At 67.7% G+C, this 18,625-nt stretch carries 15 protein-coding genes and 1 pseudogene; 9 read left to right on the top strand and 7 right to left on the bottom strand.

The window, feature by feature from the left end; all coding sequences use genetic code 11:
• Window positions 1-473 precede the first annotated feature (473 nt).
• Entirely contained in the window at window positions 474-971 is a 498-nt protein-coding gene (locus K0O62_RS22925; RefSeq protein ID WP_131817430.1) for a hypothetical protein, read from the top strand.
• A gap of 64 nt (window positions 972-1,035) precedes the next feature.
• Here K0O62_RS22925 and K0O62_RS22920 read toward each other — a convergent pair whose 3' ends face one another.
• Window positions 1,036-3,672, bottom strand: a complete 2,637-nt coding sequence (locus K0O62_RS22920; protein ID WP_079244118.1) for an alpha/beta fold hydrolase — start codon at window positions 3,670-3,672, stop codon at window positions 1,036-1,038.
• A gap of 440 nt (window positions 3,673-4,112) precedes the next feature.
• Here K0O62_RS22920 and K0O62_RS22915 point away from each other — a divergent pair, with 440 nt between their 5' ends.
• The 4 genes from K0O62_RS22915 (at window position 4,113) to K0O62_RS22900 (ending at window position 8,224) form a co-directional block, all read left to right on the top strand.
• Window positions 4,113-5,003, top strand: a complete 891-nt coding sequence (locus tag K0O62_RS22915) for a glycosyltransferase family A protein (RefSeq protein WP_073858031.1) — start codon at window positions 4,113-4,115, stop codon at window positions 5,001-5,003.
• A 103-nt stretch (window positions 5,004-5,106) separates the two neighbouring features.
• On the top strand, window positions 5,107-6,588 hold the full coding sequence (locus K0O62_RS22910; RefSeq protein ID WP_073858030.1) for an amino acid ABC transporter substrate-binding protein/permease: 1,482 nt from the start codon (window positions 5,107-5,109) through the stop codon (window positions 6,586-6,588).
• A 6-nt stretch (window positions 6,589-6,594) separates the two neighbouring features.
• Window positions 6,595-7,368: an amino acid ABC transporter ATP-binding protein gene (locus K0O62_RS22905; RefSeq protein WP_073858029.1), complete on the top strand. Its 774-nt coding sequence runs from the start codon at window positions 6,595-6,597 to the stop codon at window positions 7,366-7,368.
• A 7-nt stretch (window positions 7,369-7,375) separates the two neighbouring features.
• The gene (locus tag K0O62_RS22900; RefSeq protein WP_073858028.1) at window positions 7,376-8,224 is read left to right on the top strand and encodes a peptidoglycan recognition protein family protein; all 849 of its coding nucleotides are present in this window, start codon (window positions 7,376-7,378) and stop codon (window positions 8,222-8,224) included.
• A gap of 10 nt (window positions 8,225-8,234) precedes the next feature.
• Here the strand turns inward: K0O62_RS22900 and K0O62_RS22895 are convergent, their stop codons facing one another.
• The 3 genes and pseudogenes from K0O62_RS22895 to K0O62_RS22885 form a co-directional block, all read right to left on the bottom strand.
• Window positions 8,235-9,176: a methionyl-tRNA formyltransferase gene (locus K0O62_RS22895; protein WP_073858027.1), complete on the bottom strand. Its 942-nt coding sequence runs from the start codon at window positions 9,174-9,176 to the stop codon at window positions 8,235-8,237.
• Between the two features lie 195 nt (window positions 9,177-9,371).
• Window positions 9,372-10,058, bottom strand: coding sequence for a DUF3060 domain-containing protein (locus tag K0O62_RS22890; RefSeq protein ID WP_165637013.1), 687 nt, complete (start codon window positions 10,056-10,058; stop codon window positions 9,372-9,374).
• 130 nt (window positions 10,059-10,188) lie between these two features.
• Window positions 10,189-10,347 (bottom strand): annotated as a pseudogene (locus K0O62_RS22885) (C4-dicarboxylate transporter DctA); the annotation flags it as partial.
• A 301-nt stretch (window positions 10,348-10,648) separates the two neighbouring features.
• On the opposite strand from K0O62_RS22885, the gene K0O62_RS22880 reads away from it, so the two are divergent.
• Both K0O62_RS22880 and K0O62_RS22875 read left to right on the top strand, forming a co-directional pair.
• On the top strand, window positions 10,649-11,428 hold the full coding sequence (locus tag K0O62_RS22880) for an amidase (RefSeq protein ID WP_234800200.1): 780 nt from the start codon (window positions 10,649-10,651) through the stop codon (window positions 11,426-11,428).
• Window positions 11,429-11,839: 411 nt separating this feature from the next.
• Window positions 11,840-12,862 (top strand): MmpL3/TtfA transport complex stabilizer, encoded by a 1,023-nt coding sequence (locus K0O62_RS22875; RefSeq protein ID WP_073858026.1) that lies wholly within the window; start codon window positions 11,840-11,842, stop codon window positions 12,860-12,862.
• 27 nt (window positions 12,863-12,889) lie between these two features.
• Here the strand turns inward: K0O62_RS22875 and K0O62_RS22870 are convergent, their stop codons facing one another.
• Entirely contained in the window at window positions 12,890-13,195 is a 306-nt protein-coding gene (locus tag K0O62_RS22870; protein WP_073858025.1) for a hypothetical protein, read from the bottom strand.
• Between the two features lie 105 nt (window positions 13,196-13,300).
• On the opposite strand from K0O62_RS22870, the gene K0O62_RS22865 reads away from it, so the two are divergent.
• Window positions 13,301-14,929, top strand: coding sequence for a fatty acid--CoA ligase (locus tag K0O62_RS22865; protein ID WP_073858024.1), 1,629 nt, complete (start codon window positions 13,301-13,303; stop codon window positions 14,927-14,929).
• 189 nt (window positions 14,930-15,118) lie between these two features.
• On the opposite strand, the gene K0O62_RS22860 is transcribed toward K0O62_RS22865, so the two are convergent.
• A complete protein-coding gene (locus K0O62_RS22860; RefSeq protein ID WP_073858023.1) occupies window positions 15,119-16,309 on the bottom strand; it encodes a lipid-transfer protein in 1,191 nt (396 codons plus the stop codon).
• A 181-nt stretch (window positions 16,310-16,490) separates the two neighbouring features.
• On the opposite strand from K0O62_RS22860, the gene K0O62_RS22855 reads away from it, so the two are divergent.
• On the top strand, window positions 16,491-17,567 hold the full coding sequence (locus K0O62_RS22855) for an NAD(P)H-dependent amine dehydrogenase family protein (RefSeq protein ID WP_073858022.1): 1,077 nt from the start codon (window positions 16,491-16,493) through the stop codon (window positions 17,565-17,567).
• On the opposite strand, the gene K0O62_RS22850 is transcribed toward K0O62_RS22855, so the two are convergent.
• Window positions 17,568-18,614, bottom strand: a complete 1,047-nt coding sequence (locus K0O62_RS22850; RefSeq protein WP_073858021.1) for a zinc-binding dehydrogenase — start codon at window positions 18,612-18,614, stop codon at window positions 17,568-17,570.
• Window positions 18,615-18,625: the final 11 nt, after the last annotated feature.

Genomic DNA, 18,625 nt, shown 5'->3' with positions numbered 1-18,625 from the left:
CAGCGGTGCCGCCGACCCGGCGCGCCGGTTGCTGCGCTGACCATCGCTTTTGCGTCGACCGGACAATCCTTGCGCGCATGTGCGGAATAGTTTGCTGCAAACAGGTTTGATCTGGCCTCGATCGGGTAGGGGGCAAATCGCACTGGAGCCACCTGCAACTGGTGACCCCCGTGAAAATTCAGCAACCTTCAATGCGCCATTGGTCATGTTGATCCCAGTGCCGGCCGGGTCGACTCGGGCGTCTCGAAGGTCGGATTGAACTGGGGATACACCGCCATTGGTCGCGGTTGTTCCCGGCTGCGCGCGGCTGAACATTGCACGACGCTGCAATGTCAGTTATGGGAGGCAAACAAATTGTCGCCCCCGTAAAACTTATTCCGGCGAAAAATTTGCACCCAGGACTAGTTTGTCGGGCAACTGTCATGCTAACTTCTCGATGTTATTTGGGGAATTTGCTGAAAGGATGATCCACAATGTCGGGACGTCAGGAAACCTCCGTCAGGATGCGTGTCGCGACGGTCGTGGCTGGGGGCGGAATCGCGCTGGCCATGGGAGTCGCCTCGGCAGGGGCCGCGTACGCGGACACCGGCGACAGCAGCTCTGGTTCCAGCTCCAGCTCCAGCTCCAGCGTCAAATCGAGCTCCAGCTCCAACAAGTCGGTGCTGGGGCAGGTCGGCCGGGCCGGCAGCAATCTGCAGAAGCAGCTCGGCAAGGCCGGCAGCAACCTGCAGACCCAGATCGGCCGGGCGGGCAGCAACCTGCAGGATCGCCTCGGTACGGCGGGCTCGGATATCGGCGACCGGCTCGGGACCGCGGGCTCGGATATCGGCGACCGGCTCGGCGATGCGGGCACGAACCTGCAGGATCGCGTCGGTGACGCGGGCACGAACCTGCAGAACCAGGTCGGCAAGGCGGGCAGCAACCTGCAGAAGCAGGTCGGCAAGTTGGTCGGCGGCCTCCTCGGCTTCTGATCACGGCAACTTACGGCGGGCAGCGGGTGATTCACCCGCTGCCCGTTGTCGTTCCCGGCCGGCGCTAGCCGCGGCGGCGATCGTCGATCATGGCGCGTACGGCGCCGACATGCGGTTCGCGGACGATCGACGCGTGCGTGCACTCCAGGCGTTCGACGCTGAGGTCCCCGGTGAGGATCCGCGGCCACAGTCGCGGATCGTCCTTGTTGAGATGGCTCAGCACCACCAGGGCCCGGCCGGCCCAGGGCCGCGGGACGTAGCGCAGCCCGGTCATGACGCCGACCTCCTCGACCGCCATGGTCCTGCGGTGCAGGTCACCGACGAACAAGCCGGCCAGCGGCAGCTTCTTCTGGTGCTCCCACCACGACCGCGGGTCCGTGGGCACCGTCTGCTGCAGTGTCACCTGCACATCCGGTAGGTCGCCACGCGCAAGCCTGGCTGCCCGGGGCGACAACCAGGGGTCGAGCAGCACGAGCAGTTCTATTGTCTCACCGTCTTTTTCGAGCAGCCGGGCGGTCTCCAAGGCGATGTGGGCGCCCAGTGAGTGCCCGACCAGGACGTAGGGGCCCGCCGGCTGTACCTGGCGCAGATTGCGTACCTGGCGCCGCGCCGCGGCACGTACCGACAGATCCGGGATCGCCCGCTTCTCCAGCCCCTTGGGCTCCAGCGCATACACCGCGGTCTGCTCGCCGAACCGCTCGGCCAACGGCCTGAAGCACAACGACGAGGCGCCCGCCCCGGGAAAGCAGAAGATCGGCGCGCCGACGGTATCCGCGGACACCGGGCGTAATGCCACGGTCGTGGAGTCCCGTGTCGACGCGCCCACCTGGCCGTCGCCGGCCAACCTCGCCGCGAACTCCGCGACCGTCGGTGCGCCGGCCAGATCCGAAGGGTTGAGCTTCACCCCGTGCACCTCGGTGACGCGCGCCAGCATCTGCGTCACCGACAACGAGTCCCCACCCAGGGCGTAGAAGCCGTCCCCGCGGCCCACCTGCTCGACGCGCAGCACCTCCGACCACAGCCGGGCGACCGATGATTCCGCTTCTCCGCGTGCAGGATCGAACACCGGCCGCTGCACCGGAGGCAGCGCCATCCGGTCGACCTTGCCGCGGTCACCGCGGGGCAGTGCGGGCAACACCACCAGGTGTGTGGGCACCATGTAGGCGGGCAGGTCCCGGTGCAGGCGGGTGCGCAGTTCGGCCACCGCGGGGGTGCGGGCCTCGGGATCGGCGGACACATAGGCGGTCAGGGTGGGGGTGTCGTCGACCGTGCCGGCGACCACCGCGGCTTCGCGGACATCGTCGTAACTGAGCAGGGTGGATTCGATCTCGGACGGTTCGACGAGGTAGCCGCGGATCTTGACGGTGGCATCGGCGCGTCCCGACAGCACCAGATTGCCCTGGTCGTCCCACCGCCCGACATCCCCGCCGGCATAGGTCCGTGACCCGTCCGGATGCACCGTGAAGGCCGCCGCGGACGCCGCCGGATCCAGATAACCGAGGGCGAGATGACGCGAGCTGATGGAGACGGCACCCTCCTCGCCGATGTCGATCCGCTTGTGCGGGGCGGGAACTCCGACCGGAATGACGCCGTGCGGTAATGCCGCCGTCGGCGGGATGTCGTAACTGGCGATGGCCAGCGTCTCGGTGGACCCGGCCCAGTTGGTGAACACCGCGTTCGGCGCCAGCTCCCGGGCCAGCCGCACGTGACGGGCATGCGCGGGCTCACCGGTGGTGACGATGCGCCGAACCGCGGGCAGGGTGCGGCCGCGGGCGGCGGCGTGCAGGGCGCCGACGAACGCCGGTGTGCAGGTGATCGCGTGGGCGCCCGCATCGGCGATGCGGTCCAACGCCTCGCCCGCGGAGGTCGTCTGCGGGTCGATCGCGACGATCTCCGCCCCGCCGAGCAGCGCGGCGATCGCGACGTTGAGTCCGGCCGCGAAGCTGATCGGCATGCACAGCGCGACCGTGCGGCCGTCGCCGAGTTCGAAGCGATCGTTGAGCAACTGGGCGTCGGCAAGCCACAGACCGTGCGGATGCAGCACCGCTTTGGGCACACCGGTGGACCCCGAGGTGAACTGGATGCTCGCGACATCGTCGACGTCCGTGCCGCCACCGAGCCCGGCGCCGGGTTCGGGCACCGGGCCGGCCGGCAGCTCGGCCGGGACCTGCACGTGCTGGAGCCGATAACCGTGTTCGGTCAGGATCGACGCGATCGTCTGGGCCCGGTTCTGCGGCATGGCGGGGTCCAGTGCCACGACGGCGATGCCGGAGCCGAACAGTCCGAGCACGGTGGCCACCGCGGACGGGGTCAGCGGGGCCGAGAGCATCGCGGCGTGCGGCTCGCTGCCGGCGGGACGCGGGCGGGTGGAAGCGAGTGTCGCACTCAACAGTTCGCGGTAGGTCACGGTCGACGTCGCGGTCCGTATCGCGACCCGGTCGGGGCGGTGGTGCGCGGTGGCCGCGAAATGGGCGGGAACGCAGCGATGTTCGAGCGGCCGGTCGGGCAGTGCCGGTGCCTGGGGGACCGGTCCGGGATGGTGATCGTCGTCGACCGCGGCCGCCGCCGCGACCACGTCGCGCGGCCGGGATCGCGCCGTCCAGATCGTGGCGCCGGCCGTGAGAAGGATCACGGCGGCCAGTAGCCGGGTTGTGCGGGGTGCCTTGCCCGTGCGCCCGAGGATGTTCGTGACCTGCGTCATCGTGGCCGGCCGGGCACCACCCAGGGAGTTGCTGAATCTGCAGTCTCGGTGCCCAACCGTGTTGCCGCGCATGCTGATCCTTCGGGAACTCGCTCAGAAGTGGACTCTTGGCGGAGGTTAGCCTAACCTGTGCAACTGCCGGTAATCATGGACCGGCCGGAGAGTGCTCGACTCCGGCGGTGTCCTGATCACGGCGTCGGGTGGTGCGGTCGCACTTCTCGTCACGGGAGACCCACAGGGTTCTGTCCGCGGTCGAGGGCGGGGATGGCTCCGCCTCGGCCGACCGGTCGGCCCTGCGGCCGCCGGCGTGGGCTGTCAGCGGCTGTTCCTGCGTCCGGCGGGTCCAGAATTCGCTGGCAAGGCCCTCGCCGGTGTGGTGTTCTGCAGAAACGGAGCAGGGTTTTCATGGGAGTGACGCCCGACGGGCCGAGTGGCTGCTGATGCTGGCCTTCATCACCACGCTGCGTCATCCGCACAACTCGGCCGACTATGGACGTGTCGAAGCGCTGCTCCAGGACACCCTCGCCTCGATCGCCCGGCAGACCTGCGACGACTACGTCGTGATCGTGGTCGGCAACCGTGCGCCGTCGTTCCCGCTCCCGTCCAGGACGCATTTCGTCGAGGTGGACTTCGTACGCCCGTCGCTACAACGGACGGCGCAGACCGGCAACGCGCCGTTGGTGTGGGACAAGGGCACCAAGGTCGGCGTCGGGCTGGTCGCCGCGGGGGAGTTCAACCCCGAATACGTCATGCAGGTCGACGCCGACGATTTCGTGCACCGGGACCTCGCCGCGTTCGCCCACGACAATCCGGGCCGGCCCGGTTGGGTGCTCAAGCGCGGTGTCATGTACTCACGGGCCCGCAACGCCTACACCGTGCAACGCAGACTGTTCCGTATCTGCGGCACCTCGTTCATCGTCCCGTTGGAGGCCTACGAGGTCCCGGCACACCTGACGGTGTCGGCGACCCAGCAGGAGATCGCCGACGCCTTCGGCGACGGTCTGGAAGAGGTTCTCGGTAATCACCGGTACTCGCTGGAGTGGTGGGAGCGACGCGGCCGGGTGCTGGAGCCGTTACCGTTCTCCGGGGCGGTCTATCACGTGGATACCGGGGAGAACCACTCCGGCAATGAGCTGCTCGGCCCCGCGCGGCCGTACCGCCCGCACCTGGCGCGGGATTTCGGTATCAACGCCTCCAAGGGCCCGGCGTCCACGGTGTGGTCCTCGGTCGGTCTGCCTGCTCTGAAACCCGACCGGTCGCCACGCCTTCCGTCGTTCATGTCGCCGCGGCCGAGAACCGCCTACCTGCAGGGGTACTCGCCCCCCGAGTGATCATCTGCGGATGTCGATCTGCCCGTGATTGTGGGGAGATCACGCGCAGAGGGCGCTCGCGGCGTTAGCGTGAACCTCCAGGCACAGCGGAGGGGAGACCAACATGCGAGCGCAGACCTCGCCGAACGGGCGACGCATTCGAAGTCAGAGGTACAGACGGCAGGTCACGGTTCTGGTCGCCGGTCTACTGGTGGCGCTGTTCGGCACCGCGGTGCTCGCTCCGGCGACAGCGGCCGCCGAGGGCGAGAATTACACCATCGCCACCGACACGACCTTCGCACCGTTCGAATTCCAGGACAGCCAGGGGAATTTCGTCGGTATCGACATGGATCTGATCCGGGCGATCGCCGAGGACCAGAAATTCACCGTGGACATCAAACCGCTCGGATTCGACGCGGCCCTGCAGGCCGTGCAGGCCAACCAGGTCGACGGTGTGATCGCGGGCATGTCCATCACCGACGAACGCAAGAAGGTGTTCGACTTCTCCGAACCCTACTTCGAGTCCGGTGTGCAGATGGCGGTGCTCGAGTCCAATGACGAGATCAAGTCCTATGCGGATCTGAGGGGCAAGAGGGTATCGGTCAAGAACGGCACCCAGGGATCCGATTTCGCCAACTCGATCAAGGACGAGTACGGCTTCCAGGTCGTCTCCTTCGCGGATTCCTCGACCATGTTCGACGAGGTGAAGACCGGTAACTCGGTCGCGGTGTTCGAGGACTACCCGGTGCTGCTCTACGGGATCGCGCAGGGCAACGGCTTCAAGACCGTGACACCCAAGGAGGACCCCACCGGGTACGGTTTCGCGGTCAACAAGGGGCGCAACTCCGAGCTGCTGCAGAAGTTCAACACCGGGTTGAACAACCTGCGCGAGTCTGGCCGGTACGACGAGATCATCGCACGCTACCTCGGTGCAGAGGCCACCGAGAACGACACCTCGTTCTTCGGGCTCATCAAGAGCACCAGCCCGATGTTGCTGGCGGGCCTGAAGATGACGATCATCCTGACGGTCGTATCGATCTTCTTCGCGCTCATACTCGGTGTCATCTTCGGATTGGCCCGGGTGTCCCGGTCGATCTGGTTGCGCGCCATCGGTACCGCCTTCGTCGACATCTTCCGCGGCACACCACTGCTGGTGCAGGCCTTCTTCATCTACTTCGGCATCCCGGCGACGCTGGGGATCCAGATGTCGGCGGTCACCGCGGGCATCATCACGCTCTCGCTCAACGCCGGCGCCTATATGACCGAGATCGTCCGGGGTGGCATTCTCTCGGTGGACAAGGGGCAGATGGAGGCGGCCCGCAGCCTGGGGATCGGCTACCTGCCCACCATGCGGAAAGTGATTCTGCCGCAGGCGGTCCGCACGATGATCCCGTCCTACATCAACCAGTTCGTCATCACCTTGAAGGACACGTCGATCCTGTCTGTGCTCGGTATCGCCGAGCTCACGCAGAGTGGCCGGATCATCATCGCGGGCAACTACAAGGCTTTCGAGATGTGGTTGATCGTCGGCATCATCTACTTCGTCGTCATCATGGCGCTGACCAAGCTTTCGGACAGAATCGCGAATCGGCTGGAGAGGGGCTAGAGCGAAATGAGTGAACTGGTAACCGAAGCCGCCTCCGCGGACCCGGAGGGCACTGTCAAGATCCGCATCGAAGGGCTGAAGAAGTCCTTCGGGGATCTGCTGGTTCTGGACGGCATCAGCACAACGATCAGCCAGGGCGAAGTGGTCTGCGTCATCGGACCGTCGGGCTCCGGCAAGTCGACGTTCCTGCGTTGCCTCAACAAGTTGGAGGACATCACCGCAGGGAAGGTGACCATCGACGACTACGACCTGACCGATCCGAAGGTCAACCTGGACAAGGTCCGTCAGCACATCGGGATGGTGTTCCAGCATTTCAATCTCTTCCCGCACATGACGGTGCTGCAGAACGTCACGCTGGCGCCGCTGCTGACGAAGAAAGCGGACAAGGCCGCCGCCGAGAAGAAGGCCCGCGAGCTGCTCGCTCAGGTCGGGCTGGCCGAGAAGGCCGATGTGAAGCCGGCCACGCTGTCCGGTGGCCAGAAACAGCGGGTCGCGATCGCGCGGGCGCTGGCCATGAACCCGTCCATCATGTTGTTCGACGAGGCCACCAGCGCACTGGATCCGGAGATGGTCGGTGACGTGCTGGAGGTGTTACGCCAGTTGGCCGCCGCCGGCATGACGATGGTGGTGGTCACCCACGAGATGGGGTTCGCGCGCGAGGTGGCCTCCCGGGTGATCTTCATGGCCGATGGCAACATCGTGGAGGACGACTCCCCGGAAGAGGTGTTCGGCAACCCGAAACATCCTCGGCTGCAGGAGTTCCTGTCCAAGGTGCTGTGAGGTCGTAGTGCCGCAGATCAGGCCCGGGGCGCAGGATCCGACGTGGTTGGCCGTGGTGCTGCGCGCCGAAGGGCTGGCCCCGGTGGAGTACCCGGGCTGGCGCAGCCGTGGGCACGGCGCGTTCAAGGATCTGCGCGGTGTGATGGTGCATCACACCGGTTCGGACACCGCGAGTGCGGCGTCCATCGCCGAGGGGCGTCCGGACCTGGCCGGCCCGCTGTCCCAGCTGCACATCGCCCGCGACGGGACGGTCACGGTGGTGGCCGCCGGGGTCGCCTGGCACGCCGGCGTCGGCATGTATCCGTGGGTGCCGGCGAACATGGGCAACTGGCACCTGATCGGGATCGAATGTGCCAACAGCGGGACCAGTCCATCGGCGCCACACCGCCGAAACTGGCCGGACGCACAGTATTTCGCATTGGTGCGCTGCTGCGCGGCGATCAACCGGCACCTCGGTCAGACGTCGGCGCGCACGATCGGGCACAAGGAGTACGCGGGCCACGCCCAGGGCAAGTGGGATCCGGGCGCCATCGACATGGATGTCCTGCGGTCCGACATCGCGGTGACCATCGCGTCCGCCCCGGCTGGGACGCCGACACCGAGGCCGCCGGTGCCGGTCGGCGCGTACACCGGCATCCTGCTGTACCGCGGCAGTGCCGGTCCGCAGGTGGCCGAACTGCAACGCCGGCTCAGGACGGCGTATGCGGCCTATGCCGGCGATCTCGTCGTCGACGGCGTCTACGGGCCGCAGACCGGGCGTGCGGTGCGGGAATTCCAGCGCCGCTCCGGCGGGTTGGAGGTCGACGGCATCGTCGGCCCTGCGACTGCCGCGGCGCTACGGTTGCGAATCGTGTGACCCGGGCGGATCAGGAGGCGGTGGCCGTCAGATAGCCGCCGCGCCGGAAGAACTTGTCGCCCGAATGCTCGGCCCCGTCGGCGGTGCGCACCCGGGTGATCACCAGCCCGAGGTTGCCACCGCGGTAGGCGGCGGGACCGGAGACCACCGCGCCGCCGCCTTCCTGCACGATCACCCGGCCCGGCGTTCCGCCGTAACGGATCTCGGAGACCTTGGCTTCCAGAACCTCGATCCGCTCGCCCCGGTAGTGGGTGTAGGCGGGGGGATAGGGCGCCGACAGCGCGCGCACCAGTCGCTCCAGATCCTCGGCCGGCCAGTTCCAGTCGATCAGGCTGTCCCGCTCGGAGCGCTTGTGGAAGTAGGTGCGCGCGGCCCGGTCCTGCGGCCGCCACTGCGGGTTCCCGGACTCCAGGGCGCTCAGCGCCTCCTTCAATGCCCCGGGAATCAGGTCGATGCCGCGTTCGACCAGTTCGGTCCCGGTGTCCCTCGGGCCGATCGGCAGCGAGTGCTGGACCAGCACGTCGCCGGTGTCGAGGTTCTCGTCCATCCGGTGCACCGTCAGGCCGATCTGGGATTGCCCGCTGATCAGCGACCAGATGACCGGGGAGAACCCGGTGCCCTTGGGTAGCAGCGAATCATGCAGGTTCAGGGTGCCGTGCGGCGGCAGGTTGTAGAGCTCCGGCGGCATCCAGGTGTACCAGCTGTTGACGACGATGACGTCGGGTTCGGCGCGCCTGACCAGGTCGATGGTCGCATTGTCGACCCGTTCGGTCAGATGGACCGGGATGCCGTAGCTGCGGGCGAGTTCTTCGACCGAGTCCGAGAAGATGCCCTTGTAGGAGTCGTCGCTGGCCGGGTGGGTGACCGCCAGCGCCACGTCGTGGCCGAGGTCGACGAGCGCCTGGAGGGTCTTGACCCCCCAGGTCTGAAAGCCGAACGAAACGATGCGCATACGCCACTGACCTCGCTGAATGTGGTGCTGCCGGCCATGGAACAGGCCGCCCCACCCCGGTATGACATCGCTAAGTTAGCAGATTACCTAAGGCTAAGCTAAGTCTTCCCTGTGTGCGGGCTGTGTCCAGGCGGGCGGCCGATGAACCGCCGGCGGTGAGGTTGCTGAGGTTGCGCGCCCGGGGGCGGGCACCGGTCAGCCCCGGTTGATGGAGTTGCCGTTGCCCGACTCGCTCACCCGCGGCGTTCCGGTGCGGTAGGTGACGGTGTTGTCGAACCCCGACACGGTGATCTCCCGGGTCGATTCCACGGTGACGCCGTTGTCGAATCCCGACACCGTCACGGCCGTGCAATGACCGGTGATGTCCACCGTGTTGTTCGCTCCGCTGATGATGACGACGTTGTCGTTACAGGTCACGGACTTGTCGGCGCCGATCCCGCTGATGGTCAGCGTGCTACCCGACTCCGGGATCGGGTTCGACGGCCGTTGTGCGCCAGGGGGTTCGATGAGGGTCGGCGGCACGGGGCCGCCGGGTTCGTCGGTGAGCACGTCGCCGCCACCGGAGATGGCGGGCACGCCCGGCGTCGAGGTGCCGGAGGCCATCACGAATACCGCCGCGGCACCGGCCAGCGCAAGAAAGATCAGCAGGATCGCGGCGAGCACCATCCATGGCCGGATGGCGGGGCGCCGCTGCGGTGCCGACGGATACGGCGCGGAGTATGCGGTGGCGTAAGGGTCTGCGCCGTAAGGAGATTGACCGTAACCGACCTGGCCGGGCCACTGCTGGGTCGGCGGCGCCGCGGTCTGCGGCCTGTTCTCGTACCCGAGTTCGGTGGGTTCCAGCGCGCGGACCCGGGCTTCCGGATCGTCCTGCGGGTTCATCGGCCGATGGTCGCATATTCGTGCGGTCTCGGGGGGCCGGTGCCGGGGCACCCGAATGCGGTGCCGGCACCGCCGCGGGATGGCTCCGGCGCCGCCGGTTCCGACGGGGCCTACACCGGAACCGGGCCGCGCCGGCCAGGACGGCGTCCACCCGGTCGCGGTCGATGGTCTGGGTCCAGGATCCGACCAGCAGGGTCGCGACCGCATTGCCGGAGAGGTTGGTCAGCGCCCGCGCCTCGGACATGAACCGGTCGATGCCGACGACGAGACCGACGCCGTCTGCGTTATCGGTGGCGCCGAGTGTCGAAGTTCGACTCGCCTTCCTCGACCCACGCTCCTATCTCCCCGGAGGTGGTCCGCGGCATCCAGCACGGCCTGATCCAGGAGGACATCCGCGCCAACGAGGACACCCTCGGCGGCCGCTACCAGGCCGAAGTGCGCCCGGACGCCGGCCGCGGTTCCCGCGAGGTGAGCCTGATTCTGTGTCCCGCACCCCGTCAGATCTCGGTTCAGCAAATACTTTGTGTGACCACAGCAAATATACCGTGGCGGAATTACCATTCTTTCCACCGGTGTCCGAAAGGCTTGCTGTGCACACGACTGGATTGGCTCGGCGGTTGGCGCTGGTGATGCCCGCGGTGCTGGCGGCCGGTATCGGGCTGACGGAGATCCCCGCCGCCGCGGCCCCGGAGGCGACCGCGGGCGCGGTGACCGTCACCGTGCGGACCGACAGCGGTGATCTGAATGTGCGTTCCGCGCCGTCGGCGACGAGCCATCGGGTCGGCACGGTGCGCAACGGTTCCCGGGTGGTCATCACCTGCCACGCGCGCGGCACGGTGTTCAGCGGCGGCCCCTTCGACCTGACCACCAACCTGTGGAACCGGCTGGCCGACGGTGGCTACGTCACCGACGCGATGCTGGTCACCGGGTCCAACGACCCCGTTGTCCCACCGTGTGCCACCGAATCGACGCGCCCGGCGGCGCCGCGCCCGGCCGGTGCCACGGTCACCCGCAACCCGGCCGAGGAGGGCACCGCGCTGTGGGGGGCACTGGAGAAGTGGTACTTCACCTCCGGGAAACGGTCCTATCCGGCGGTGCGGGGCACACCGCGCGACCTGGTGTCCGTGGCGCGGAGCGCGGGGTGGACCGTGGTCGGCGATCCGCGCGCCCGCGCGATGGTGGTCATCCCGCCCGGGGTGCTCGACGCCCCCGACTCGGGGCATGTGGCCTGGGTGGACGCCACCTCGAACCGGGCGGACGGGGTGTATCTGCGAGTCACCGAGATGGGGGCGCCGGGAACTGCGCCGCATATCTGGTCGGGCCGCACCGTCAAGGCCGCTCCCGGACTGTCCTACATCCCGGCGCCGTGAGGCTCCCGCTAATCTGGCAGCAACGTCAATTCAGGTATGTTCCCGTACCAAGTGCGCGTCGTGACGCGGAAAAGTTTGCTGCGTGTCGGCTGTGATCTGCCGCTCATTTTCGGCCGGCGTTCTGAGGAAACAGTGTGTGACAGATGAGGTTCCGGGTTTGCGGGCGATTAGCTCATCGAGGGGTTTCCGCAGCTGATCGCGGTTTTCGACATTGCTCCAGTTAGGTCACAAGTCCATAACAATCTTTTCCTGAGGGGCGTATGAGAGGTTGCGTGCTCGTTAACTCGGCGCGCGGTCCCGACCCGGATTGGGTACGTTTTTCCGTCGCTAGACTCGATTGCAATGCGCTCAACAGGGCGCACGCCGACTGAATCTAGTGCCGGATGACCATCCGGCGGAGGTGTCGAAGAAATGGCAAGTGTTTTCGTGCGCGCCAACGCGGCAGCGCTGAACGACCCGCAGACCGCTTTCGCAGGCTCGGTCGCCATCAACCACGGTCCGATCGCCGACCTGTCGGCCAACGCCGGCGCCGTCGTGGCCGCCAACTACGGCGATGCCAGCGTCTCGGTGGTCCGTCCGGACTCCGCCGGCGCGCCCGCCCGGGTGCCCGTGGGCGGCGAGCCCTTGGCGGTCGCCCTCACCGATGACCGTGCCTTCGTCGTCGTCAGCGCCGCCGAGGCGGATGCGGTTCAGGTCATCGACACCCGGACCAACGCCGTGCTGGCCACCTACCCCCTGGCGTTCACGGTCACCGCGGTCGCCGCTTCCCCGGATGGCAAGCGCGCCTACGCCGCTCGCGCCGGACACGATCACGTGGACGTCGCCGTCATCGACACCACCGCGGAGCGCGTCGGCACCGTCGACATCGCCCTCGGTGCCACCTCCGTCATCGACAGCCTGGCCGTCGACCCGTCCGGGCGCCGGCTCTACGTCGCGGTGACCACCAGCACCGGCAGCCGACTCGTCGTCGTCGACACCGAAACGGCCAAGGCGCGCAAGTCGATCGCCCTCGGGGCGCCGATCCGCGACCTCGCCGTCGCGGCCGACGGCACGGTGTACGTGCTGACCTCCGATCTTGCGGCCCGCGGCGTCATCGAGGTCATCGACCCCAGGACCTTCGCCATCACCGCCGGCATCGGCGCCGGCACGCTGCCGATCCAGATGGCGCTGTCGGCCAACGGTGCGCTCGCCTACGTCGTCGACTACGACGAGGTCGCGGTGCTCTGCACGGTCACCCGCGAGGTCGTCGAGACCATCACCGTCGGTGCCCGCCCGATGGCGGCCGCCCTCAACACCCCCGGTGACCGGCTCTACATCGCCGATGTCGACGGCAACGTCACCGCGTTCCGGGTCGCCGCACCCGCGCCGATGTACTCGCCGTTCGACGCGGCCGCCTTCGACCAGGTGCGCGAGCTCGCCCCGGCCGGGGTCTGACCCGAACGGCTCGAAGGGCCCCAACGGTCAGTGGGCGCAGTCGAGCGACACCGACACCGATCGGCTGACCACGACCTCCACCAGTTCGGAGTCGTGCCCGTTCCAGCCGTCGTCCTCGACGCGTATCCAGCGGGTGACCCGCTGGGGATTGCGGACGCCGGTGACGACGCACCGATCCAACGGTGCGCTGCCGATCCGGTCGAGGTTGACGGTATAGCCCTGGGCCTGCCATGAGGCGATGGTCTCGGCAGCGGTCTGCTCGGCCCACGCCCACGGCGGGGACACCACGAGCGCGGCGGTGAGCAGTCCCGCGACGACGATGATCGGACGCATCGTGCGCCCCCTGTCTGAGGTGCTCAAAGTGCTTCTGCCAGATACATCGCCGCCAGTTGCCGATTCGTTGCAATCCGGGTCTGCGATGGCATTAACATCGCCGGGGTGCTGTCCACCATGCAGAACTGGCCCCTGACCATCGCCGCGATCCTGCGGCACGCGTGCGGAGTGAACGGCGACCGCGTCGTCACCACCGCGACCGGACAAGGTGGCTACCGCAGCACCACCTACTCCGAGCTCGGGGAGCAGGCCGCCCAACTGGCCCACGGGCTGCGCGGTTTGGGTGTCACCGGCGACCAGCGGGTGGGCACCTTCATGTGGAACAACGCCGAGCACCTGGCCGTCTACCTGGCCGCCCCGGCGATGGGCGCGGTGCTGCACACCCTGAACATCCGGTTGTCCGCCGAGCAGATCGCCTTCATCGCCAACGAGGCCGAGGACCAGGTGATCGTGGCGGACGGTTCACTGGTGCCGCTACTGGCGCCGGTACTGCCCCTGTTGACGACGGTGCACACCGTCATCGTCACCGGCGGCGCGGACACCGCCGCCCTGAGCGGCACCGACATCACCGTGCTGGGCTACGGCGACGTGCTGGCCGGGCAGCCGACCCAGTTCGACTGGCCGGAGATCGACGAGAACGCGGCGGCCGCGATGTGCTACACCAGCGGCACCACCGGCAACCCGAAAGGTGTTGTCTACAGCCACCGTTCGACCTACCTGCACTCGCTGAACACCTGCACCGCCAATGCGCTGGACGTCAGCAGCAGCGATGTGGTGCTGCCGATCGTGCCGATGTTCCACGCCAACGCGTGGGGGCTCGCCTATGCCGCTCTGATGGCCGGTGCTGATCTGGTCATGCCGGACCGCTTCCTGGACGGGGCGTCGCTGATCGAACTCATCGAATCGCAGCGGCCCACCCTGGCCGGGGCGGTGCCGACCATCTGGAACGACGTGATGAACTGCCTGGAGAAGAACCCGGGTCATGACATTTCGTCCCTGCGACTGGTCGCCTGCGGTGGATCGGCGGTGCCGCTGTCGCTGATGCAGATCTTCGAGGAGCGCCACGGCGTCTACATCCAGCAGGCCTGGGGGATGACCGAGACGTCGCCGGTGGCCACCGTCGCCAAACCGCTGCCTGGCGTGTCCGAGGGCCGGCACTGGGAGATGCGCGCCACGCAGGGCAGGCCGATGTGCGGGGTCGAGATCCGCATCGTCGACGATGCCGGACACCCATTGCCCGCCGACGGAGAAGCGGTGGGCGAGTTGGAGGTTCGCGGCCCGTGGATCACCGGCGGCTACTACCTGGGCCGGGACGCGGAGAAGTTCGACAGCGGGTGGCTGCGCACCGGTGACGTCGGCCGCATCGACGCGGACGGGTTCGTGACCCTGACCGACCGGGCCAAGGACGTCATCAAGTCGGGTGGCGAGTGGATCTCCTCGGTGGAGCTGGAGAATCTCCTGATCGGGCACCCGGGTGTGCTGGAGGCGGCCGTTGTCGGGGTGCCCGACGATCGGTGGCAAGAGCGCCCGCTGGCGGTGGTGGTGTTGCAGGACGGCGTCGCCCACACCCCCGAGGAACTGCGAGAGTTCCTGGCCGACAAGGTGGTTCGCTGGTGGCTGCCCGAGCGCTGGACCTTCGTCGAGCAGGTGCCGCGCACCAGCGTCGGCAAGTACGACAAGAAGACCATCCGGGCCCGGCACGCCGAGGGCAGCTATGAGGTCGTCACGCTCTGATCACCGGCCGGTACGTTTGGCTCGGCGTCGGTCGGTCAACCCGTGAGGCATGAGCACCGACGAAACAGAGGGCAGGAGGAACCCGACATCGACCCCGAGGCGGATGCCGGGCCCGGCGAATCGCTGTTCACGGTGGTCGACGACGCGGCCGGCGGCAGTGCTACCTGACCGGACGCCTGCGGACCCGGCTCAGCGCTGCGCGCGCTGGTACGCGGTCACCACGGCCGCCCCGCCGAGCCCGATGTTGTGCTGCAGTGCCGCACTCACGTTGTCGACCTGACGCTTGTCGGCGGTGCCGCGCAGCTGCCAGGTCAACTCGGCGCACTGGGCCAGCCCGGTGGCCCCGAGCGGATGACCCTTGGAGATCAGTCCGCCGGACGGATTGACCACCCAGCGCCCGCCGTAGGTGGTGTCCTCGTTGTCGATCAACGCCGGGGCCTCACCCGGACCGCACAGGCCCAGCGCCTCGTAGAGCAGCAGCTCGTTGGCGGAGAAGCAGTCGTGCAGTTCGATGACCTGGAAGTCCTCGGGTCCCAGCCCGGACTGTGCGTAAACCTGCTGCGCGGCTTTGACGTTCATCTCATGGCCGATGAGGTTGGCGGCGCTTCCGTCGAACGTGGACGCGAAATCGGTGGTCATCGCCTGGCCCACGATCTCGACCGCCTGATCGGCGAGGCCGTGCGAGTCGACGAAGGCCTCGCTGACCACGATGGCCGCGCCGGACCCGTCCGAGGTCGGTGAGCACTGCAGTTTGGTCAGCGGGTCGGAGATCATCTTGGCCGCCAGGATGTCGTCGAGGGTGTACTCGTCCTGGAACTGCGCGTACGGGTTGTTCACCGAATGCTTGTGATTCTTGTGGCCGATCTTGGCGAAATGCTCCGCGGTGGTTCCGTATTTCTTCATGTGCTCACGGCCGGCGGCGCCGAACATCCAGGGCGCCACCGGAAACTGCATCTCCTCGATCTCGTTGAGCGCCATGATATGGCGCATCATCGGGGATTCGCGGTCCTGCGCGCCACCACCGAGCGATCCCGGCTGCATCTTCTCGAAACCCAGGGCGATCACGCAGTCGGCGAGTCCACCCCGGATCGACTGGGCGGCCAGATAGAGCGCCGTCGACCCGGTGGAACAGTTGTTGTTGACGTTGACGATCGGGATGCCGGTCATCCCGAGTTCGTAGAGCGTGCGCTGCCCGGAGGTCGAATCGCCGGAACAATAGCCGACAAAGCCCTGCTGCACCTCGGTGTATTCGATGCCGGCGTCGGCCAGCGCGTTGGTGCCGGACTCACGCGCCATGTCCGGGTAATCCCAGCCCTCACGCCGACCGGGCTTCTCGAACTTCGTCATCCCGACTCCGACGACAAATACCCGATTCGGCATGGCTGTCCCTTTCGCTGCGCTGCGGTGCAGGCCCAACATAACCCCTGGGCCGAGCGCGCCGACGTATTGCGGGGCCTGGGCGGGAAGTCAGGTGCCCGCCATCGGGCCACCTGCGCGGTTGTGCTCCGACCATGCACCCGAAGTGGTAGAACGTGTTCTAGTTCTGTGGAAGGGGCGGTTGATGACATTGCGGGTCGTGCAGTGGGCCACGGGCGGAGTCGGCGTCGCCGCGATCAAGGGGGTGCTGGAGCATCCGGACCTCGAACTGGTGGGCTGCTGGGTGCATTCGGAGTCCAAACACGGCCGCGACGTCGGGGAACTCATCGGCGGTGCGCCGTTGGGTGTCAACGCCACCACCAGCGTCGAGGACATCCTGGCGCTGGACGCCGACGCCGTCATCTACGCACCGCTGATGCCCGACCCCGACGAGGTCGCGGCGCTGCTGCGGTCGGGCAAGAACGTCGTCACCCCCGTCGGCTGGGTGTATCCCAGCGACAAGCAGGCCGCGCCGCTGCGGGAGGCCGGGCTGGCCGGTAACGCCACCCTGCACGGCACCGGCATCGCGCCCGGCGGTATCAGCGAGAAGTTCCCGGTGCTGTTCTCGGCGATGTCCACCGGGGTGACCTTCGTTCGGGCCGAGGAGTTCTCGGATCTGCGCACCTACCATGCACCCGACGTGGTGCGCCATGTGATGGGCTTCGGTGCCACGCCCGACAAGGCGCTGTCCGGTCCGATGCAGAAGCTGCTCGACGGCGGTTTCATCCAGGCGGTACGGATGTGCGTCGACCAGTTCGGCTTCAACGCCGACCCGAAAATCGTTGCTCGTCAAGAGATTGCGGTGGCCACCGCGCCGATCGACTCGCCGATCGGGATCATCGAACCCGGTCAGGTGGCGGCGCGAAAGTTCCATTGGGAGGCCCTCGTCGGTGACGAGGTGGTGGTGCGGGTGACGGTGAACTGGCTGATGGGCGAGCAGAACCTGGAGCCGGCATGGGATTTCGGCCCTGAGGGCCAGCGCTACGAGATGGAGGTGCGTGGGAACCCCGACTTCACGGTCTCCATCAAGGGATTCCAGGGCGAGGTCGGCGAGGACGGCCCGGGCTCCGGCTGGATCGGCGGCTCCGCCGAACCTGGCGTCGTCGCGACCGCCGCGCACTGCGTGAACTCGATCCCCGCGGTGTGCGCCGCACCGCCCGGCGTGGTGACCTACCGGGATCTGCCGTTCTTCGGAGGTAAGGCCGCACCGAGGCTCGGTTAGTCAGGGCTGCACCAGTATTCGGATCGGATCACCGTCGGCGCGCTCGAGTTTGTCGATCCCGGCCGCGATGTCCTCCAGTGGCACGATGTCGCTGATGGAACGGCTCACGTCGAGGCGGCCCAGCGACAACAGGTTGGCCAGCGTCGCGATATCGGCGTTCTGGTAGCCCAGATGGCCCAGCACCTGCTTGCGGGTCAAGTTGAACAGCGAGGTCGGCCCGATGCTGGGGGCGTCGGCGCTCATGCCCACCCCGACCAGTCGGCCGCCCATGGTCAGACCGGCCAGCGCCTGGTCGAACGTCGAGCCCACCCCCACCGCATCGAAGGCGACGTCGAGGCCGCGTCCACCGGTGACCGCGGTGATCCTCTCTCCCAGGGCGGGGTCGCGGGCGTCGAAGGCGTGGTCGGCGCCCAGTTCCAGGGCCCGGTCCAGCACGGCCGGCTTGATGTCGACGGCGATGATGGGCGCCGCACCGACGAGCCGGGCCAACTGCACGATGTGGGTCCCGATCCCGCCGACGCCCCACACGCCCACCGATTCGCCGATGCCGACCTTGGCGGTGCGGACCACCGCGCCGTAGGGCGTGGACACCGCATCGGCCAGGATCGCGGCCTGTTCCAGTGGCACATTGTCCGGCACCCGGGTCAACCCGAACGCCTGCGCCACGGTGTACTGCGCCCAGGCGCCGTCATAGGCGAACGCCATCAACCGGATCCGCAGGCAGTTGGCGAAATCGCCGCGGGCGCAGTTCGGGCAGCCCTGGCACGGCCGCCCGGCGGCCACGACCACCCGATCGCCCTCGGTCCAGCCGCTGACACCGGGCCCCAGCTTGGCGATGGTGCCCGAGGCCTCGTGGCCCTGGGTGACCACCGGCACCTGGGCCGGGAAGGTGCCGTTGATCAGACTGAGGTCGGAATGGCAGATGCCGCAGAAGGCGACCTTCACCAGCACCTCGCCGGGCCCCGGCTCGGGTATCGGAACGTCCTCGACGGCAAAGGTTTTGGTGTCCGCATAGAATCGCTGGGCGCGCATGGTCCCGGTGGTCATCTTGCTCCCCT

The sequence above is a fragment of the Mycolicibacterium diernhoferi genome (assembly GCF_019456655.1).
GTDB lineage: Bacteria > Actinomycetota > Actinomycetes > Mycobacteriales > Mycobacteriaceae > Mycobacterium > Mycobacterium diernhoferi.
The sequence above is the reverse complement of the archived record's forward strand: the minus strand, read 5'-3'. Positions and strand labels throughout refer to the sequence as shown.

Coding starts and splice junctions, on each gene's coding strand:
- K0O62_RS22890 (WP_165637013.1), bottom strand. CDS start 10,058: ATGAACCCGCAGGACGATCCGGAAGCCCGGGTCCGCGCGCTGGAACCC.
- K0O62_RS22875 (WP_073858026.1), top strand. CDS start 11,840: ATGGCAAGTGTTTTCGTGCGCGCCAACGCGGCAGCGCTGAACGACCCG.
- K0O62_RS22920 (WP_079244118.1), bottom strand. CDS start 3,672: ATGACGCAGGTCACGAACATCCTCGGGCGCACGGGCAAGGCACCCCGC.
- K0O62_RS22925 (WP_131817430.1), top strand. CDS start 474: ATGTCGGGACGTCAGGAAACCTCCGTCAGGATGCGTGTCGCGACGGTC.
- K0O62_RS22915 (WP_073858031.1), top strand. CDS start 4,113: ATGCTGGCCTTCATCACCACGCTGCGTCATCCGCACAACTCGGCCGAC.
- K0O62_RS22895 (WP_073858027.1), bottom strand. CDS start 9,176: ATGCGCATCGTTTCGTTCGGCTTTCAGACCTGGGGGGTCAAGACCCTC.
- K0O62_RS22850 (WP_073858021.1), bottom strand. CDS start 18,614: ATGACCACCGGGACCATGCGCGCCCAGCGATTCTATGCGGACACCAAA.
- K0O62_RS22905 (WP_073858029.1), top strand. CDS start 6,595: ATGAGTGAACTGGTAACCGAAGCCGCCTCCGCGGACCCGGAGGGCACT.
- K0O62_RS22910 (WP_073858030.1), top strand. CDS start 5,107: ATGCGAGCGCAGACCTCGCCGAACGGGCGACGCATTCGAAGTCAGAGG.
- K0O62_RS22855 (WP_073858022.1), top strand. CDS start 16,491: ATGACATTGCGGGTCGTGCAGTGGGCCACGGGCGGAGTCGGCGTCGCC.
- K0O62_RS22870 (WP_073858025.1), bottom strand. CDS start 13,195: ATGCGTCCGATCATCGTCGTCGCGGGACTGCTCACCGCCGCGCTCGTG.
- K0O62_RS22860 (WP_073858023.1), bottom strand. CDS start 16,309: ATGCCGAATCGGGTATTTGTCGTCGGAGTCGGGATGACGAAGTTCGAG.